This window comes from Streptomyces sp. NBC_01515, assembly GCF_045040345.1.
GTDB lineage: Bacteria > Actinomycetota > Actinomycetes > Streptomycetales > Streptomycetaceae > Streptomyces.
Map to the genome: position 1 here is coordinate 7,678,940 of NZ_CP109416.1, position 14,118 is coordinate 7,693,057.

Consider the following 14,118-nt stretch of genomic DNA (forward strand, 5'->3'; position numbering starts at 1 on the left):
GCAGGGGATGGGCGCCGCCCGATGAATATGCCTCCCTACCTTGCCATTCGCCGGTGCGGCGGACTCCGGGGACCGTTTCGGCGGCGTCGGGTGTGTGGGCGGGGGTCGAAGGGGAGTGCGTTTGTGGTGGGGGTGGTGATCGGGTGTGGGGGGAAGTGGGGGGTGGCGGGAAATCGACGGTGGGTGTCCGGGGGGTGGTGGTGGGCGGGGTGTTCAGGTGGGTGTCGCGGCTACGGCCGCATCCAGCACCAGCCGCCAGGGGAATTCCTTCGGCTTGCCCTGCCCGGGCTGGTTCGGCACGAATCCGCCTTCGCCGTACAGGAGTTGGACGCCCATGGCACGCAACTCGGCGACGCTGCGCTCGAATTGCCGGTGTTGTACGTAGGCGGAGTTGACGCAGGGCATGGCGATGATGGGGATGCCCTTGCCGATGCCTTCGGCGACGACACCGACCACGAAGTCGTGAGTCAGGCCCAACGCCCATGAGTTGACCGTGTTGAAGGTCGCCGGCGCGAACGCGATGACGTCCGCCTTCGGCCAGACGTCCGGCTCGCCCGGCATCTTGTACTCGCTGCGCACGGGGTGGCCTGTCAGCCGTGCCAGTTCACCGAGTTGGGGTTCGAGCCAGCGGGCGGCGGTGGGGGTGAGGCCGAGGTATACGTCGAAGTCACGGGACTGGGCGTCCTTGACGACCTTGGCGATGTCGAGGATGGGGGGTGCGGCGGAGGCGAAGAGGTAGAGGGTGCGGGGGGTGGTCGTCATGCGGGTCATCCGATCACGGGGCAACCAGCGTTGATGTGTCGCGACGGCCTGGGCTTCGAGGGGTGAATGAGACCATCGTGTTCGACGTGGGCGAGACGATTACCCGAGACGACCGGTACTGGGCGTCGTGGGCCGACTGGCTGGACGTTGCGGGAGGCGGGCCGGGCGGAGGAGGCGATCGACGCCCACACCCGCGCCCGCGACCTGTTTCAGGCTGTCGGGGACCGCTCCCGCGAGGCCGTGGCGTGGGACAGCCTCGGCTTCGCTCTGGGGGAGGCGGGCCGTGCGGGGGAGGCGGTCGGCGCCCATATTCGCGCCCGCGACCTGTTCCAGGGCGTCGGGAACCGCCGGGGTGAAGCCGCCGCGTGGAACAACCTCGGTGCCGCCCTGGGTGACACGGGCCGTGTGGAGGAGGCGGTTGAGGCGTACGAGAAGGCTTTGGAGGGCTACAGGGAGTTCGAGGACTGGTACGGGGCGGGCCAGACCCTCTCCAACTTGGCTTTCGGCCACCGGTATGCCGCCCGCCCCGCCGAGGCCCGAACCAACTACCTCCAGTCCGCCGACGCCTTCACCCGAGCCAACGCCCCCACCGAAGCCCGCACCCGAGCCGAAGCGATCACCCCTTAACCGCCCCACCCAAAGCAAACCCCCCACCCAACCGCCTCGCCACCAGCACATACAACAGAATCACCGGCGTCGAATAAACAACCGAGAACGCGGCCAGCTGCCCGTAAGCCACCATCCCCCGGTTCCCGAAGAACTCGTTGATGCTCACGCTCGCCGGCATCTGATCCGGCGTGAGCAGCAGCATGAACGGGACGAAGAAGTTCCCCCACATCATCACGAACGAGAAGACGGTCACCACCGCGACCCCGGGCCCCATCAGCGGCAGCACAATCCGCACCAGCGACTGAAGCGACGACGCTCCGTCAGTCCAGGCCGCCTCCTCCAACTCCTTCGGCACCCCGTCCATGAAGTTCTTCATCAGCCAGATGGCGAACGGGAGTTGGGACGCGGCGAAGAAGAAGATCGTGCCCTGCATGGTGTCGATGAGATTCACCTGCACGAACAACGCGTACACCGGCACCATGATCGCCGTGATCGGAAGGCTGGTCGCGAAGAGGATCGTCAGCAGGAACGGGCGGTTCAGGCGCGACCGGAACCGCGACAGGGGATACGCCGCCAACGCCGAGCACACCACCGTCAGCAGCGTTCCGAACCCGCACAGGATCAGGCTGTTGAGCAGGGGCGTGAAGGTGATGTCCGGTTTCAGGATCGCGTGGAAGTTGTCCAGGGTCAGGCCGTCGGGGGCCTTCACCTTGAGGTCGGCGTGGGCGTCGAGGGACGACAGGACCACCCAGAGCAGCGGCAGCGCGAACGTCGCCGCGACCACCAGCAGCCCCGCGTCCGCAGCCAGGCGTCGGCTCGTGCGGCGGGAGGAGAGGGTGAGTGCCATGGGTCAGACCTCCGTTCGCAGCAGGCGCATGTAGATCACCGAGAAGAGCGAGCCGACCAGGAGCAGGAGCAGCGCGACCGCCGTGGCGTAGCCGATCATGCTGTTCTGGAAGGCCTGTTCGTACATGTAGAGGGGGAGGGTCTGGCTCTTGTTTCCCGGGCCGCCTCTCGTCATCACCCAGATCAGGCCGAAGACGGACAGGGTCTGGAGGGTGTTGAGCATGAGGTTCGTGCCGATCGAGCGGCGGATCATCGGCAGCGTGATGTGCCACATCCGGCGCCAGCCGCCCGCGCCGTCGACCTCCGCCGCTTCCGTGATCTCCTTGGGGATCTCGTCCAGGGCCGCTGAGTAGACCAGCATCGAGAAGGCGGTCCCCCTCCATACGTTCGCGAACGACACCGCGAGGATCGGGAGCGTGAACAGCCAGTTCTGGGACGGGAGATGGAGCCAGTCCAGGATGGCGTTCAGGGTGCCCTCGCGGCGGAAGAAGGCGTAGAGGAGGAAGCCCGCCACGACCTCCGGGAGTACCCACGCCGTGATCACGATCGCGCCCGTGATGGTGCGGACCGGTTTCGACGCGCGGTGCATGAGGGTGGCGAGCGCCAGGCCGAGGGTGTTCTGACCGACCAGGGACGACAACACCGTGAACACCAGTGTCAGCCATACCGCGTTGAGGAATTCCGCGTCCTTGAAGGCCGTACGGAAATTCGCGAAGCCTACGAACGACGAGTGGGCCTGGCCGGTGAGTTGGAGGTTGGTGAAGGCGATGTAGGCGCAGTAGCCGATCGGGACGGCCAGGAAGAGGAGCAGGAGGATCAGGGCGGGGGAGAGGGGGAGGAGGTGGGTGAGGACGCGGCGGAGGGTGTGGTGGTCGTTGCGGGGGTGCTGCTGGTGCGCGGACTGTCGAGGGGCCGGGCCCGGGCTCGGGCCCGGGCCCGGGTCGGACTTCGTCACGTCCGGGCCCGCCGCTTGCCGGGGTGCGGTGGTCACTTCTGCGTGACCTGGTTGTCCGTGGCCGACTTGAGTTCGTCGTCGTACGAACTCGCCGCCTTGTCCACCGACATGTCGCCCGTCGTCACGCCTTCCATCGCCTCCTGGATGGCGGTCGAGACCTTCGGGTACGCCGGGTACGCCGGGCGGTAGTGCGTGCTCGCGACCAGGTCCGTGAAGAACTTGATGCCGGGCTGGGCGGTCGCGTAGGCGGGGTCGGCGGCGACGTCCTTCCGCACGGAGATACCGGAGTTGGCGATGTACCACTTCTCCGCGTTCGCCTTCGTCTGCATCGTCTTGATGAAGTCGAAGGCGAGGTCCGGGTTGCCGGCCTTGGAGGGGATCGCCCAGGTCCAGCCGCCGGACATGCTCACCTTGCCGGGCGCCTGGCCCTGCTGGGTGGGCATGTACGCGAGGCCCAACTCCTTTGACCAGTCCGGCCATTCATGCCCGCTTCCCTTCAACCAGGCCTGGGGCAGCCACGATCCGTCCAGCGCGATGCCGAGTTTGCCCTTGGGGAGGAGTTCACCGGCCACGTAGGTCTGGATGTTGGGGTCGAGGGCGTCGGACACGTCCGGGCCGAGCTTCTCCTTGTAGACCGTGTGGACGAAGGAGAGCGCGTCCTTGAAACCCTGGCCGCCGGCGATCCACTTCTTCGACGACTTGTCGTAAAGGGGGTCTGTGGTGCCGTCGTTGGTGCCGTAGAGCAGCATCTCGAAGCCCTGCATGGTGGCGGCTTCGCCGGCCGGCTTGCCGGTGTAGACGTTGAGCGGGGTGACGTTCGGGACCTTCTGCTTGATCGTGCGGGCCGCGGCGAGGACGTCGTCCCACGTCTTCGGCTGCCAATTCGTAGGCAGGCCCGCCTTCTTGAAGATCCCCTTGTCGAACCAGAGGCCTCGGGTGTCGGTCCCGTCCGGGACGCCGTACGTCTTTCCGTCCTCGGCCTTCGCGGCGGACTTCGCCGTGTCGATGAACTGGTTCCAGTCCGGCCACTTGGCGAGGTAGGGGTCGAGGGGCTTCAAGTACCCGGACGTGATGTCGCTGTTGATGAGGAACGTGTCCTCGTAGACCAGGTCCGGGGCGGTCTTCGGCGAGCGGAGCATCTGCTGGAGCTTGGTGTAGTACTCCGAGTCCGGGGCCTTGATCGGGACGAGCTCGACCTTCTTGCCGGGGTACTGCTTCTCGAACTGCTTCTTGATGTCGGCGAGGTAGGTGTCCATCACCTTGATGGAGTTGTCCGTCGACTGCTTGAAGGAGATCTTGACGGTGTCGGGGCTGCTGCCGGATCCGCTGCTGCACGCGGTGAGGGTTGTCGCGGCGAGGGAGAGGGCGGCGAGAGTAACTAGGGGTGTGAGTAGGGCAGTTCGGTGGGGGCGGGCGGCGGTGGGGCGCACGGGCACGACCTCCTACGGGCTCACTGCGGTGTGGCCTGGGGGGATGACTGCCCGGTGAAGGTAAGTGGAGTGGTCTAGTCAGGTCAATGAGTCTGCGCGGGATTGGGCGAGAGCGGCTTCGGTGGGGGCGTTGGCTCGGGTGTAGGCGGCGGCGGACTGGAGGTAGTGGGTGCGGGCCTCGGCGGGGCGGGCTGCGTCCGCGTGGGCGTGGGCCAGGTTGGAGAGGGTGCGGCCCGTCTCGTACCAGTCGTCGAACTCCCGATAGCCCTCCAGGGCCTTCTCGTAGGCCTCCACCGCTTCCTCCATGCGGCCTGTCTCACGCAGGGGGGCGCCGAGGTTGTTCCACGCGCCGGCCTCGCGGTGGTGGTCCCCGGCGGCCTGGTACAGGTCGCGGGCGCGGGTGTGGGCGTTGATAGCCTCCTCTGCCCGGTCCGCCTGCCGCAGGGCGGTGCCGAGGTTGTCCCACGCCTTGGCCTCGCGGTGGTGGTCCCCGACGGCCTGGAAGAGGTCGCGGGCGCGGGTGTGGGCGTCGATAGCCTCCTCCACGCGGCCTGTTTCACTCAGGGCGGCGCCGAGGTTGTTCCACGCGCTGGCCTCGCGCAGATGGTCCCGGGCAGCCCGGTACAGGTCGCGGGCGCGGGTGTGGGCGTCGATCGCCTCCTCCGTCCGGCCCGTCTGCCGCAGGGCGATGCCGAGGTTGTTCCACGCGATGGCCTCGGGCACCTGGTTTCCGGTGTGGTGGGCAGCCTCCCGCGCAACACCGCACACCGTGATCCAGTCGTCGAAAGAGCGCCGCCAGTTCAGATACTCCCCTAGACGTTGCGACAGCCACACTGCCGTGTCCGTGTACCGCTCCTCCCGCGCCCACTGCACCGCCGCCACCAGACCCGCCCGCTCGCCGTCAAACCACGCCAACGCCCCTGCCCGGTCCGCGAACCGTTCCGGCACCGGCATCCCCGGCAGCCACCGCAACCGGTCATCCGCCGCATCCGCCCACCGGTGATAGAACGCCAACACCCGCTCCCGCGCCGCCTCCCCCTCCTCCCACAACCCCGCCTCCCCCTTGACCACACCCACCCCGAACACACGCACCAAGTCATGCAACCGCCACCGCACGTCCGCCCCACTCGGAACAGGCGTAACAAGGTGGGCTGCGGCAAGCTCTTCGAGCAGGTCGTACGTCCGGTCGACGCCGAGGTCTGCCAGTGCGGCGGCAGTTTCGATGCTGACTTCCGCCGCAGGAGCCAGAGCGAGCAGACGCAACAACCTGGCCTGTTCAGGCGGCAGTTGCAGGTACGCCGCTTCGAAGAGCGGGCGGAGTCCGACAGCCGCCGTCACGTCCTCGGCACCCCGCAACTCGTTCACGAGGGATGAGACGGACCGGTGGCGGCGCTTGCGCAGCATGCCGGCGATGATCCTCAGGGCGAGCGGGTGGTGGCCGCAGAGCGTGGCGAGCTCCGAGACAGCCTCCGGTTCGCGCGTCGCCCGATCGTCGGCGCGGTCGCTGAGCCGCAAGGATCTGTCGATGAGGTCGGCGGCATCCTCCGCGTTGAGGACATCGAGGTCGATCAGCTGAGCGTCCAGTTCGGTGAGCCGGTCCCGGGAAGTGACCAGCACTCGGTGATGGTCCGTCCCCGGCACAAGCGGCATCACCTGCCCGGGATCCGAGGCGTTGTCGAGCAGCAACAACATCGGCCGTTGCTCCTCCGCCAACAGCCGCCGATACAACCCGTACTGCCCCGCCGCCGTCTGCGGAAGATCCGCCCCCCGCACCCCCATCCCGTCCAGCAGCGCGACCACCGCCTGATCCGCCGTAACCGGATCCTCGTCGTAACCCCGAAAGTCGACGAACAGAGTCCCGCCCGGAAAGCACCCGTCCCTGACCGCCTGATGGGCCGCACACAAGGCCAACGACGTCTTCCCGATCCCGCCCAGCCCGGATACCGCGCAGATCACCACCGGCAGCTCGGACTCCGCGGCCGGGTCCAAGACCGGAAACAGCCGCGCCAAGTCCTCGTCCCGCCCGGTGAACCCCGCCGGCACCGCAGGCAACGCGGCAGTGGCTACCGGCACCGGACCGTGAACGGACCCACGTCCGGAGTCGCTACCGCTCCCGGTCCACCCGCTTGGCAACGAACGGCCCGTTGAAGGTGCTCCCTCGAAAGTCGAGGTGATCCCCTCCGTACGTGGCCCCCGTCGCCCCCCGATGGGGCCCCTCCTCGGAGTCCTCGACCTCCCTGTCGGAACCCCCGACCCGCCCGCCACGGAACGGCCGCAGCTCCCGCAACACCGCCACCGCGGCAGCCGCCGCGTTCTCGGCGGCCCGGGGCTGCCAACCCTCCCCGTCCGTACGGGACTTGTCCGCGTCGGCCCGGTCGCTGATACCCCGGATCACCAGGGCGTCACCGCCCGCGAGATCCACGGCGCTCACCACCCCCGAGCCCTCCATCTCGATGGCCGCCGCGTCGTTGTAGTGCCTACGCAGGTGTTCCGCGAGCGCGGACTCGGGTGCGGCCAGGACGACATCGCCCGCGGCGATCGGCTTCAGGTGGGCATGGGGGTCGTCCCGCAACGCCTCCCGGGCGGCGGCGGTCAGCCGGTGCGACGCCCGCCACGCCTCCGGCCGCACGAGAAAGCCCTCCGGTGTCTCCTTGCCGCCGTGGATGCCGTACACCTTCGTCGCCACTACGACGTCGCCCAGCCCGATGTCGCTCTTCAGGCCCCCGGCGACCCCCACGAACAGCACCGCCTGTGGTTCCAGCCAGGTCATCACGCGCTCGGTGAGCGCGGCGGCGGTCAGGGTTCCCTCGCCCATCTCGACCAGGGCAACGGACCAGGGTGTGCCGGGGAGTTGGCCGATCGCGGCCCGGGTGCCTCGCGGATGCTCCCGCTTCCGTACGTCCGTGAGATGGGCCTGCACGGCCTTGTACTCCAGCGGCAGCGCGGTCAGCACCGCGACAGTGGGTTGAAACCCAGGCATCTCAGACACTCCCTTAAGGTACTTCCAAGTCGCCTGCGCAGATGCTGTGTTGGCACCACTCGGGGGAGAGGCGAGGGCAATGCCCGAACGTGACGTCACCGTGGGCCAGTTGCTCCTCGCCGAGTACCAGACCGTCAAGGACGAGCAGAGGACCCGTATCGGTTTCCGCGACAACCTCCTCTACGTCACCCTCACCGTCGTGGCCGCCGTCATCGCCGCCGCGGCCCAGGCCAAGCAGTCCGAGATGCTGCTCGCGCTGCCCCCGGTGTGTGTCGTGCTCGGCTGGACCTACCTCGTGAACGACGAGAAGATCTCCGCGATCGGGACGTACGTACGGGACGACCTCGGGCCACGGCTCGCCCAACTCACCGACGCCCAGGCGGTCTTCGCCTGGGAGACCACCCACCGTTCCGACAGCCGCCGCCGTTCCCGCAAGGTCATCCAGTGTGTGATCGACCTGCTGGCGTTCTGCGTCGTTCCGCTCGCCGGTCTCGTCGTCTACTGGTTCGCGGGTCAGACGTCCTCCGGCCTGCTCGTCCTGTCCGTGGCCGAGGCGCTCATCGTCGTCGGCCTCGGCCACCAGGTCCTCAGTTGCGCGCGGCCCTTCAACTCGCCCCGCCCGCCTACCCCTTGACCCACCGATACTGCAACTCAGGCCGCCCCACAGTCCCGTACTGCGGACTCCTGCCCGCCCGCCCCGCCTCCACCAAATGCTCCAGATACCGCCGAGCCGTGATCCGAGAAATCCCCACCGCCTCCGCAACCCCCGCCGCGGTAAGCCCTTCCCCACAATCCCGCAGAGCCACAGTCACCCGCTCCAGCGTCGGCGCACTCAACCCTTTGGGCAGCGCCGCAGGCGACGGCGCCCGCAGCGTGGCCAGCGCCCGGTCCACCTCGTCCTGACCGCTCGCCTCACCCGCCGCCGCATGGAACTCGGCGTACCGCACCAGCCGATCCCGGAGCGTCGCGAACGTGAACGGCTTCAGCACGTACTGGACGACCCCCAGCGACACCCCCTCCCGCACGACCGCCAGATCCCGCGCCGAGGTCACCGCGATGACGTCGGCGTGATACCCGGCCGCCCGCAAGGACCGCGCGAGTTGCAGCCCGTGCGCGTCCGGCAGATGCAGGTCCAGCAGCAACAGGTCCACCTGCGTACGCTCCAGCGCCCGCCGTGCCTCCGCCCCCGTGTGCGCCTTGCCCACGGCCACGAACCCCGGTACTCGGCCTACGTACATGACGTGCGCGTCGGCGGCGACGGGATCGTCCTCGACGATCAGGACGCGGATCGGTTCGGCCGTAGTCACGAGGTACCACCTTTGGAAACAGAACCCTGGGACGAAACCGAACCCTGAGCCGACGCCCCCACCCCGTCCTCACTCCCCGCCCCCCACAAAGGCAACCGCACCTCGAACACCGCCCCGCCCCCCTCCGCCTCGGCCACCGTCAACGTCCCCTCATGCCGGTTAACCGCCTGCCGCACCAACGCCAACCCCAGCCCCCGACCCCCCGGACCCGCCGGCTTCGTCGAGAAGCCCCGTTGGAAGACCGCCTCCGCGTGCGCCGGATCCACCCCCGCCCCCGTGTCCGCGACCCGCAGCACCAGCGCGGAGCGGGAGCCCGCCGGGTCCGCCTCCGTGCGTGCCGTCACCGTGACCCGCGCCCGCAGGCTTCCCTGTGCCGCGTCCACCGCGTTGTCGATCAGGTTTCCGAGGATGGTCACCAGGTCGCGCGCGGGGAGTGAATCCGGCAGCAGGCCGTCGTCCAGGCCGCTGTCCTCCGATACGACCAACTCCACGCCCCGCTCGTTCGATTGGGCCGTCTTGCCGAGCAACAGGGCAGCCAGCACAGGCTCGTTGACCGCCGAGACGACCTGGTCCGTGAGCGTCTGGGCCAGCTCCAGCTCGGCCGTCGCGAAGTCCACCGCCTCCTCCGCGCGCCCCAGCTCGATCAGCGAGACGACCGTGTGCAAGCGGTTCGCCGCCTCGTGGGCCTGTGAGCGCAGCGCCTGTGTGAAGCCCCGCTCGGAGTCCAACTCGCCCATCAGTGACTGGAGTTCGGTGACGTCCCGGAGTGTCGCCACCGTTCCGCGGCGCTCGCCGCCCGACACCGGCGACGTGTTCACCACCAGCACCCGGGACGCCGTCAGATGCACCTCGTCAACGCGGGGCTCCGAGGACAGCAGCGCGCCCGTCAGCGGTGCGGGCAGTCCGAGGCTCGCCACTGACCGGCCCACCACGTCCACGTCTGGCCCGACCCCCAGCAACTCCCGTCCGCCGTCGTTCATCAGCGCCACCCGGTATTGACCGTCGAGCATCAGCAGCCCTTCGCGTACCGCGTGCAGCGCGGCCTGGTGGTAGTCGTGCATGTGGCTCAGCTCGGCCGCGTTCATGCCGTGGGTGTGGCGGCGCAGGCGGGCGTTCACGACGTACGTCCCTACGGCACCCAGTGCCAGGGCGCCGGCCGCCACCCCGATCAGCGCCGTCACCTGGTCCTGCACCCGCTGCGTGATCGCCTCGACCCGGATACCGGCGCTGACCAGGCCGATGATCCGGGTGCCGTCGGTGTCGTAGACGGGAGTGACCGCGCGGACGGACGCGCCGAGGGTGCCCGTGTAGGTCTCGGTGAAGGAGTCGCCCTTCAGGGCGGGCCCGATGTGGCCGAGGAACTTCTTGCCGATCTGCGTCCTGTCCGGGTGCGTCCAGCGGATGCCCTGCGGATTCATGATCGTGATGAAGTCGACCTGGGTGTCCCGCTGGACCTTCAGGGAGTACGACTCCAGGTGCGTGGTGGGGTTCGACGTACCGATCGCCGCGATCACCGAGGGCGAGTCCGCGACCGACCGCGCCACCGCCATGGCCTGGCGGCCCGCCGCGTCCTCGGCCTGGCTGCGGTCGCTGACGTAGGTGAACAGCGCGTACCCGGCGACGACGACCGCTATCAGCACGGCCTGCATGCCGAAGAGCTGGCCGGCGAGGCTGCGGGGACGGGGGACGTGCGGGAAGCGCATGTCGTCAGTGTGCCTCTCCTGTTCGGCGCGAACTAAATGAACGTAAGGGTGACCGGCCTCACAAGGCGGGAGATAGTCACCGCAACCCCGGAAGCAGCCGCCTCCCGGACCGACCCGCACATCGCTTGGTGCGGATCGCCGCACCACCCCTGAAATTCATGAATCCCCGGACGTGAGCCGCACTCGCCACCCGGGTTCCGCCGGTCGTGAGCCGCACGCCGGATGATGCCGACGACGTCGTCAAGGAGGGCAGCCGTGGCCAGCACCCCCGCACCCGCACCTGCCGCACCCGCAGCACCGCCCGTGAAGCGGGACCGCACCCACTACCTCTACATCGCGGTGATCGTCGCGGTCGCCCTCGGCATCGCCGTCGGGTTCGCCGCGCCGGACTTCGCCGAGGAGCTCAAGCCGCTCGGTACCGGCTTCGTCGCGCTGATCAAGATGATGATCTCGCCGATCATCTTCTGCACGATCGTGCTCGGCGTCGGCTCCGTACGGAAGGCCGCGCAGGTCGGCAAGGTCGGCGGGCTCGCGCTCGCCTACTTCATCGCGATGTCGTTCGTGGCGCTGGCCATCGGCCTGGTCGTCGGCAACATCATCCACCCGGGCAGCGGCATGCACCTGACCGAGGCCGTCAAGGGCGTCGGACACACGCAGGCCCAGGCCGCCGCCGAGGGCCCGGTCGACTTCCTGCTCGGGGTCATCCCGACCACCTTCGTGTCGGCGTTCACCGAGGGCCAGGTCCTCCAGACGCTGCTGATCGCGCTCCTCGCGGGCTTCGCGCTGCAGGCCATGGGCCGGACCGGCGAGCCGGTGCTGCGCGGTGTCGAGTACATCCAGAAGCTGGTCTTCCGCATCCTCGGCATGATCATGTGGGCCGCGCCGGTCGGCGCCTTCGGCGCGATGGCCGCGGTCATCGGCGAGACCGGTATGGACGCGCTCAAGGCGCTGGGCACGATCATGCTCGGCTTCTACATCACCTGTGCGCTCTTCATCGTCGTCGTGCTCGGCACGCTGACCAAGCTGGTCGCCAAGGTCAACCTCTTCCAGCTGCTGCGGTACCTCGGCCGTGAGTTCCTGCTGATCGTCTCCACCTCCTCCTCCGAGTCCGCGCTGCCGCGGCTCATCGCGAAGATGGAGCACCTGGGTGTCAGCCGCCCGGTCGTCGGCATCACCGTGCCGACCGGCTACTCCTTCAACCTCGACGGCACGATGATCTACCTGACGATGGCCTCGCTGTTCATCGCCGACGCGATGGACCAGCCGATGAGCATCGGCCAGCAGATCGGCCTGCTGCTCTTCATGATGGTCGCCTCCAAGGGCGCGGCCGGTGTCTCCGGCTCCGGTATCGCCGTACTCGCCAGCGGTCTCCAGTCGCACAAGCCGGCCCTGGTCGACGGTGTCGGCCTGATCATCGGCATCGACCGCTTCATGAGCGAGGCCCGCGCGGTCACCAACTTCGCCGGCAACGCCGTCGCCACGCTGCTCATCGGCACCTGGACCGGCGAGGTCGACAAGGAGCGGGTGAACCGGGTCCTCGCGGGTGAACTGCCCTTCGACGAGAAGACGTTGCTCGACGCGAAGGACGGCGACGACCACCTCGACGCCGTACCGGAGCAGGGCGGCGAGAAGGAACTCGCCAAGGCCTGAGCCTTCGTCGACGCTCCCCCGAAGCGGGGCGCCCGGACCCGCCTGAACACGGCCCGGACGCCCCACGGACTCCGGGCGGCTGGGTGTCCCCCCGTCGCTCAGCCGCCCGGTCCTTACAGAGACGTAGTAGGGATGTACTAGCGTGCCGTGCCGTGCCGGAAACCTCCGGCGCGCACGGCACGTTCGCGTTCGGTGGGAGTCACGGGGGCCATGGGCATGAAGATCGACTGGGACCGGCGGCACTGCGCACGGCACGGGCACGCGACCTACGCGCCCGACGAGACGGCACTGCGGGAACGGCTGCGCGCCGAGACCGGGTTCGGGGAGGCCTGGCGCTGTCTGCGCTGCGGCGACTTCGTCCTCGGCGAACCGCACGGTTCGGGGCCCGCCGAGCACGCTCCCCTGGTGCCGCGCGGGAAGGTGCTGCGGGACCTGTTCATCCTGCGGTTCCTCGCCATCGAGCGGGCCGTGCGCGGGGTGTTCATCGTGCTGGTCGCCGCCGCCGTATGGAAGTTCAGCAACAGCCAGGACTCGGTGCGCCAGCTCTTCGACGAGTACCTCGACGTCTTCCGGCCCGTCTTCAGGCACTTCCACTACGACCTCGACCACTCGCCGATCGTCGGCACCATCCAGAAGACCTTCGGCTACAAGCACTCCACGCTGGTCCTGGTCGCCGTCCTCCTGCTGGCGTACGCGCTGATCGAACTCGTCGAGGCCGGCGGACTCTGGTACGCCAAGCGCTGGGCGGAGTACCTGACGGTGGTCGCCACCGCCGCGTTCCTCCCGCTGGAGATCTACGAACTCACCGAACACATCAGCTGGTTGAAGATCGCCACCCTCGTCCTCAACATCCTCGCCGTCCTCTATATCGCCCTGGCCAAGCGGCTGTTCGGGCTGCGCGGCGGCCGGAAGGCCTTCGACGAGGAGCGGGAGAGTGCGTCCCTGCTGGAGGTGGAGACCTCGGCCGGGGTCATGGTCTGACATCCGCGGGACCCTCGACGAACTCCTCTCCGACCGGGAGCGGTTGACGTGCCGGCTGCTCGGGGTGCGTGGGGACGGGGACGAGCCGGTGTCGCCCTGATGTCGGCGTCCTTGCCCTGACGCCCACGTCAAGGATTACCGTCGTAGGCATGCGAATCGGCGAGTTGGCCGCGCGGGCCGGGACCACGACGCGGGCGTTGCGGTACTACGAGGCGCGGGGGCTGTTGCCCGCGCGGCGGGGTGGTAACGGGTATCGGACGTACGACGAGGGGGATCTGAAGCTGCTCCGGCAGATCAGGACCCTGCAGGACTTCGGGTTCGACCTGGAGGAGACGCGGCCCTTCGTGGAGTGTCTGCGGGCCGGGCATCCCGAGGGGGACTCGTGCCCGGCCTCGCTCGCCGTCTATCGCCGGAAGCTGGCCGAACTGGATTCCCTGATCGGGGAGTTGCAGGCGGTGCGGGCGGAGATCGGAGTGCGGCTGGCGACGGTGGAGGAGCCGCCGCCGCTGTGCGAACTGGGAGGGCGGGAACTGTGAGCGGCGTTACGGATGTTACGGACGAGGATTTCACCGCGGAGGTGATCGAGGCCGAGTTGCCGGTGCTGGTGGAGTTCACGGCGGACTGGTGTCCTCCGTGCCGGCAGATGGCACCGGTGCTGCGGGCCCTTGCCGCCGAGGAGGCGGATCGGCTGAAAGTGGTGCAGTTGAACGTGGATGAGAATCCGGAGACCACGAACGCCTACAAGGTTCTCTCGATGCCCACGTTCATGGTCTTCCGGGGCGGTGAGCCGGTGAAGGCCATGGTGGGGGCCCGGCCCAAGCGCCGGCTGCTGGAGGAACTGGCCGATGTGATCTGAACCCCTGACACGAAAGAATCCCCCGCGCAATTGCGCTCG

The 14,118-nt window shown here is 68.6% G+C and carries 14 protein-coding genes and 1 pseudogene; 7 read left to right on the plus strand and 8 right to left on the minus strand.

Features of this window, described 5'->3' with window-relative positions; translation table 11 throughout:
* Positions 1–213: 213 nt before the first annotated feature.
* Entirely contained in the window at positions 214–762 is a 549-nt protein-coding gene (locus OG407_RS34865) for a flavoprotein (protein ID WP_405863418.1), read from the minus strand.
* Positions 763–824: 62 nt separating this feature from the next.
* Here OG407_RS34865 and OG407_RS34870 point away from each other — a divergent pair.
* Positions 825–911, plus strand: a pseudogene (locus OG407_RS34870) (HAD family hydrolase); the annotation flags it as partial.
* A 91-nt stretch (positions 912–1,002) separates the two neighbouring features.
* Positions 1,003–1,389, plus strand: coding sequence for a tetratricopeptide repeat protein (locus tag OG407_RS34875; protein WP_405863419.1), 387 nt, complete (start codon positions 1,003–1,005; stop codon positions 1,387–1,389).
* Here the strand turns inward: OG407_RS34875 and OG407_RS34880 are convergent.
* The 5 genes from OG407_RS34880 to OG407_RS34900 all read right to left on the minus strand — a co-directional run bounded on the left by OG407_RS34880 (position 1,379) and on the right by OG407_RS34900 (position 7,582).
* On the minus strand, positions 1,379–2,218 hold the full coding sequence (locus tag OG407_RS34880; RefSeq protein WP_328678966.1) for a carbohydrate ABC transporter permease: 840 nt from the start codon (positions 2,216–2,218) through the stop codon (positions 1,379–1,381). The genes OG407_RS34875 and OG407_RS34880 overlap by 11 nt on opposite strands.
* Positions 2,219–2,221: 3 nt before the next feature.
* Entirely contained in the window at positions 2,222–3,208 is a 987-nt protein-coding gene (locus tag OG407_RS34885) for a carbohydrate ABC transporter permease (protein ID WP_405863420.1), read from the minus strand.
* Positions 3,205–4,608 carry an extracellular solute-binding protein gene (locus tag OG407_RS34890; RefSeq protein ID WP_405863421.1) on the minus strand — a complete coding sequence of 468 codons (1,404 nt, stop codon included), beginning with the start codon at positions 4,606–4,608 and terminating at the stop codon, positions 3,205–3,207. The genes OG407_RS34885 and OG407_RS34890 overlap by 4 nt, the downstream gene beginning before the upstream one ends.
* Before the next feature lie 72 nt (positions 4,609–4,680).
* Positions 4,681–6,675: a tetratricopeptide repeat protein gene (locus tag OG407_RS34895; RefSeq protein WP_405863422.1), complete on the minus strand. Its 1,995-nt coding sequence runs from the start codon at positions 6,673–6,675 to the stop codon at positions 4,681–4,683.
* Positions 6,676–6,706: 31 nt separating this feature from the next.
* Positions 6,707–7,582 (minus strand): 5'-methylthioadenosine/S-adenosylhomocysteine nucleosidase, encoded by an 876-nt coding sequence (locus OG407_RS34900; RefSeq protein ID WP_405863423.1) that lies wholly within the window; start codon positions 7,580–7,582, stop codon positions 6,707–6,709.
* 79 nt (positions 7,583–7,661) lie between these two features.
* Between OG407_RS34900 and OG407_RS34905 the strand changes: the two genes are divergently transcribed.
* Positions 7,662–8,216, plus strand: coding sequence for a hypothetical protein (locus OG407_RS34905; RefSeq protein WP_405863424.1), 555 nt, complete (start codon positions 7,662–7,664; stop codon positions 8,214–8,216).
* Here the strand turns inward: OG407_RS34905 and OG407_RS34910 are convergent.
* Positions 8,206–8,889, minus strand: coding sequence for a response regulator (locus OG407_RS34910; protein WP_403590652.1), 684 nt, complete (start codon positions 8,887–8,889; stop codon positions 8,206–8,208). The genes OG407_RS34905 and OG407_RS34910 overlap by 11 nt on opposite strands.
* Positions 8,886–10,592 carry an ATP-binding protein gene (locus OG407_RS34915; RefSeq protein ID WP_405863425.1) on the minus strand — a complete coding sequence of 569 codons (1,707 nt, stop codon included), beginning with the start codon at positions 10,590–10,592 and terminating at the stop codon, positions 8,886–8,888. The genes OG407_RS34910 and OG407_RS34915 overlap by 4 nt, the downstream gene beginning before the upstream one ends.
* A 222-nt stretch (positions 10,593–10,814) precedes the next feature.
* Between OG407_RS34915 and OG407_RS34920 the strand changes: the two genes are divergently transcribed.
* The 4 genes from OG407_RS34920 to trxA all read left to right on the plus strand — a co-directional run bounded on the left by OG407_RS34920 (position 10,815) and on the right by trxA (position 14,079).
* Complete coding sequence (locus OG407_RS34920) at positions 10,815–12,242, plus strand: cation:dicarboxylate symporter family transporter (protein ID WP_403590646.1); 1,428 nt, start codon at positions 10,815–10,817, stop codon at positions 12,240–12,242.
* A 216-nt stretch (positions 12,243–12,458) separates the two neighbouring features.
* Positions 12,459–13,223 carry a DUF2127 domain-containing protein gene (locus OG407_RS34925; RefSeq protein ID WP_328686335.1) on the plus strand — a complete coding sequence of 255 codons (765 nt, stop codon included), beginning with the start codon at positions 12,459–12,461 and terminating at the stop codon, positions 13,221–13,223.
* A gap of 149 nt (positions 13,224–13,372) precedes the next feature.
* Positions 13,373–13,759, plus strand: a complete 387-nt coding sequence (locus OG407_RS34930; protein WP_403590643.1) for a MerR family transcriptional regulator — start codon at positions 13,373–13,375, stop codon at positions 13,757–13,759.
* Complete coding sequence (trxA, locus tag OG407_RS34935) at positions 13,756–14,079, plus strand: thioredoxin (protein WP_403590640.1); 324 nt, start codon at positions 13,756–13,758, stop codon at positions 14,077–14,079. Before OG407_RS34930 ends, trxA begins: the two co-directional genes overlap by 4 nt.
* Positions 14,080–14,118: the final 39 nt, after the last annotated feature.

What these genes read in the sequence shown, in the direction of transcription:
- OG407_RS34865 (WP_405863418.1), bottom strand. Translation starts at nt 762, where the DNA reads ATGACGACCACCCCCCGCACCCTCTACCTCTTCGCCTCCGCCGCACCC.
- OG407_RS34880 (WP_328678966.1), bottom strand. Translation starts at nt 2,218, where the DNA reads ATGGCACTCACCCTCTCCTCCCGCCGCACGAGCCGACGCCTGGCTGCG.
- OG407_RS34900 (WP_405863423.1), bottom strand. Translation starts at nt 7,582, where the DNA reads ATGCCTGGGTTTCAACCCACTGTCGCGGTGCTGACCGCGCTGCCGCTG.
- OG407_RS34905 (WP_405863424.1), top strand. Translation starts at nt 7,662, where the DNA reads ATGCCCGAACGTGACGTCACCGTGGGCCAGTTGCTCCTCGCCGAGTAC.
- OG407_RS34915 (WP_405863425.1), bottom strand. Translation starts at nt 10,592, where the DNA reads ATGCGCTTCCCGCACGTCCCCCGTCCCCGCAGCCTCGCCGGCCAGCTC.
- OG407_RS34920 (WP_403590646.1), top strand. Translation starts at nt 10,815, where the DNA reads ATGATGCCGACGACGTCGTCAAGGAGGGCAGCCGTGGCCAGCACCCCC.
- OG407_RS34925 (WP_328686335.1), top strand. Translation starts at nt 12,459, where the DNA reads ATGAAGATCGACTGGGACCGGCGGCACTGCGCACGGCACGGGCACGCG.
- OG407_RS34930 (WP_403590643.1), top strand. Translation starts at nt 13,373, where the DNA reads ATGCGAATCGGCGAGTTGGCCGCGCGGGCCGGGACCACGACGCGGGCG.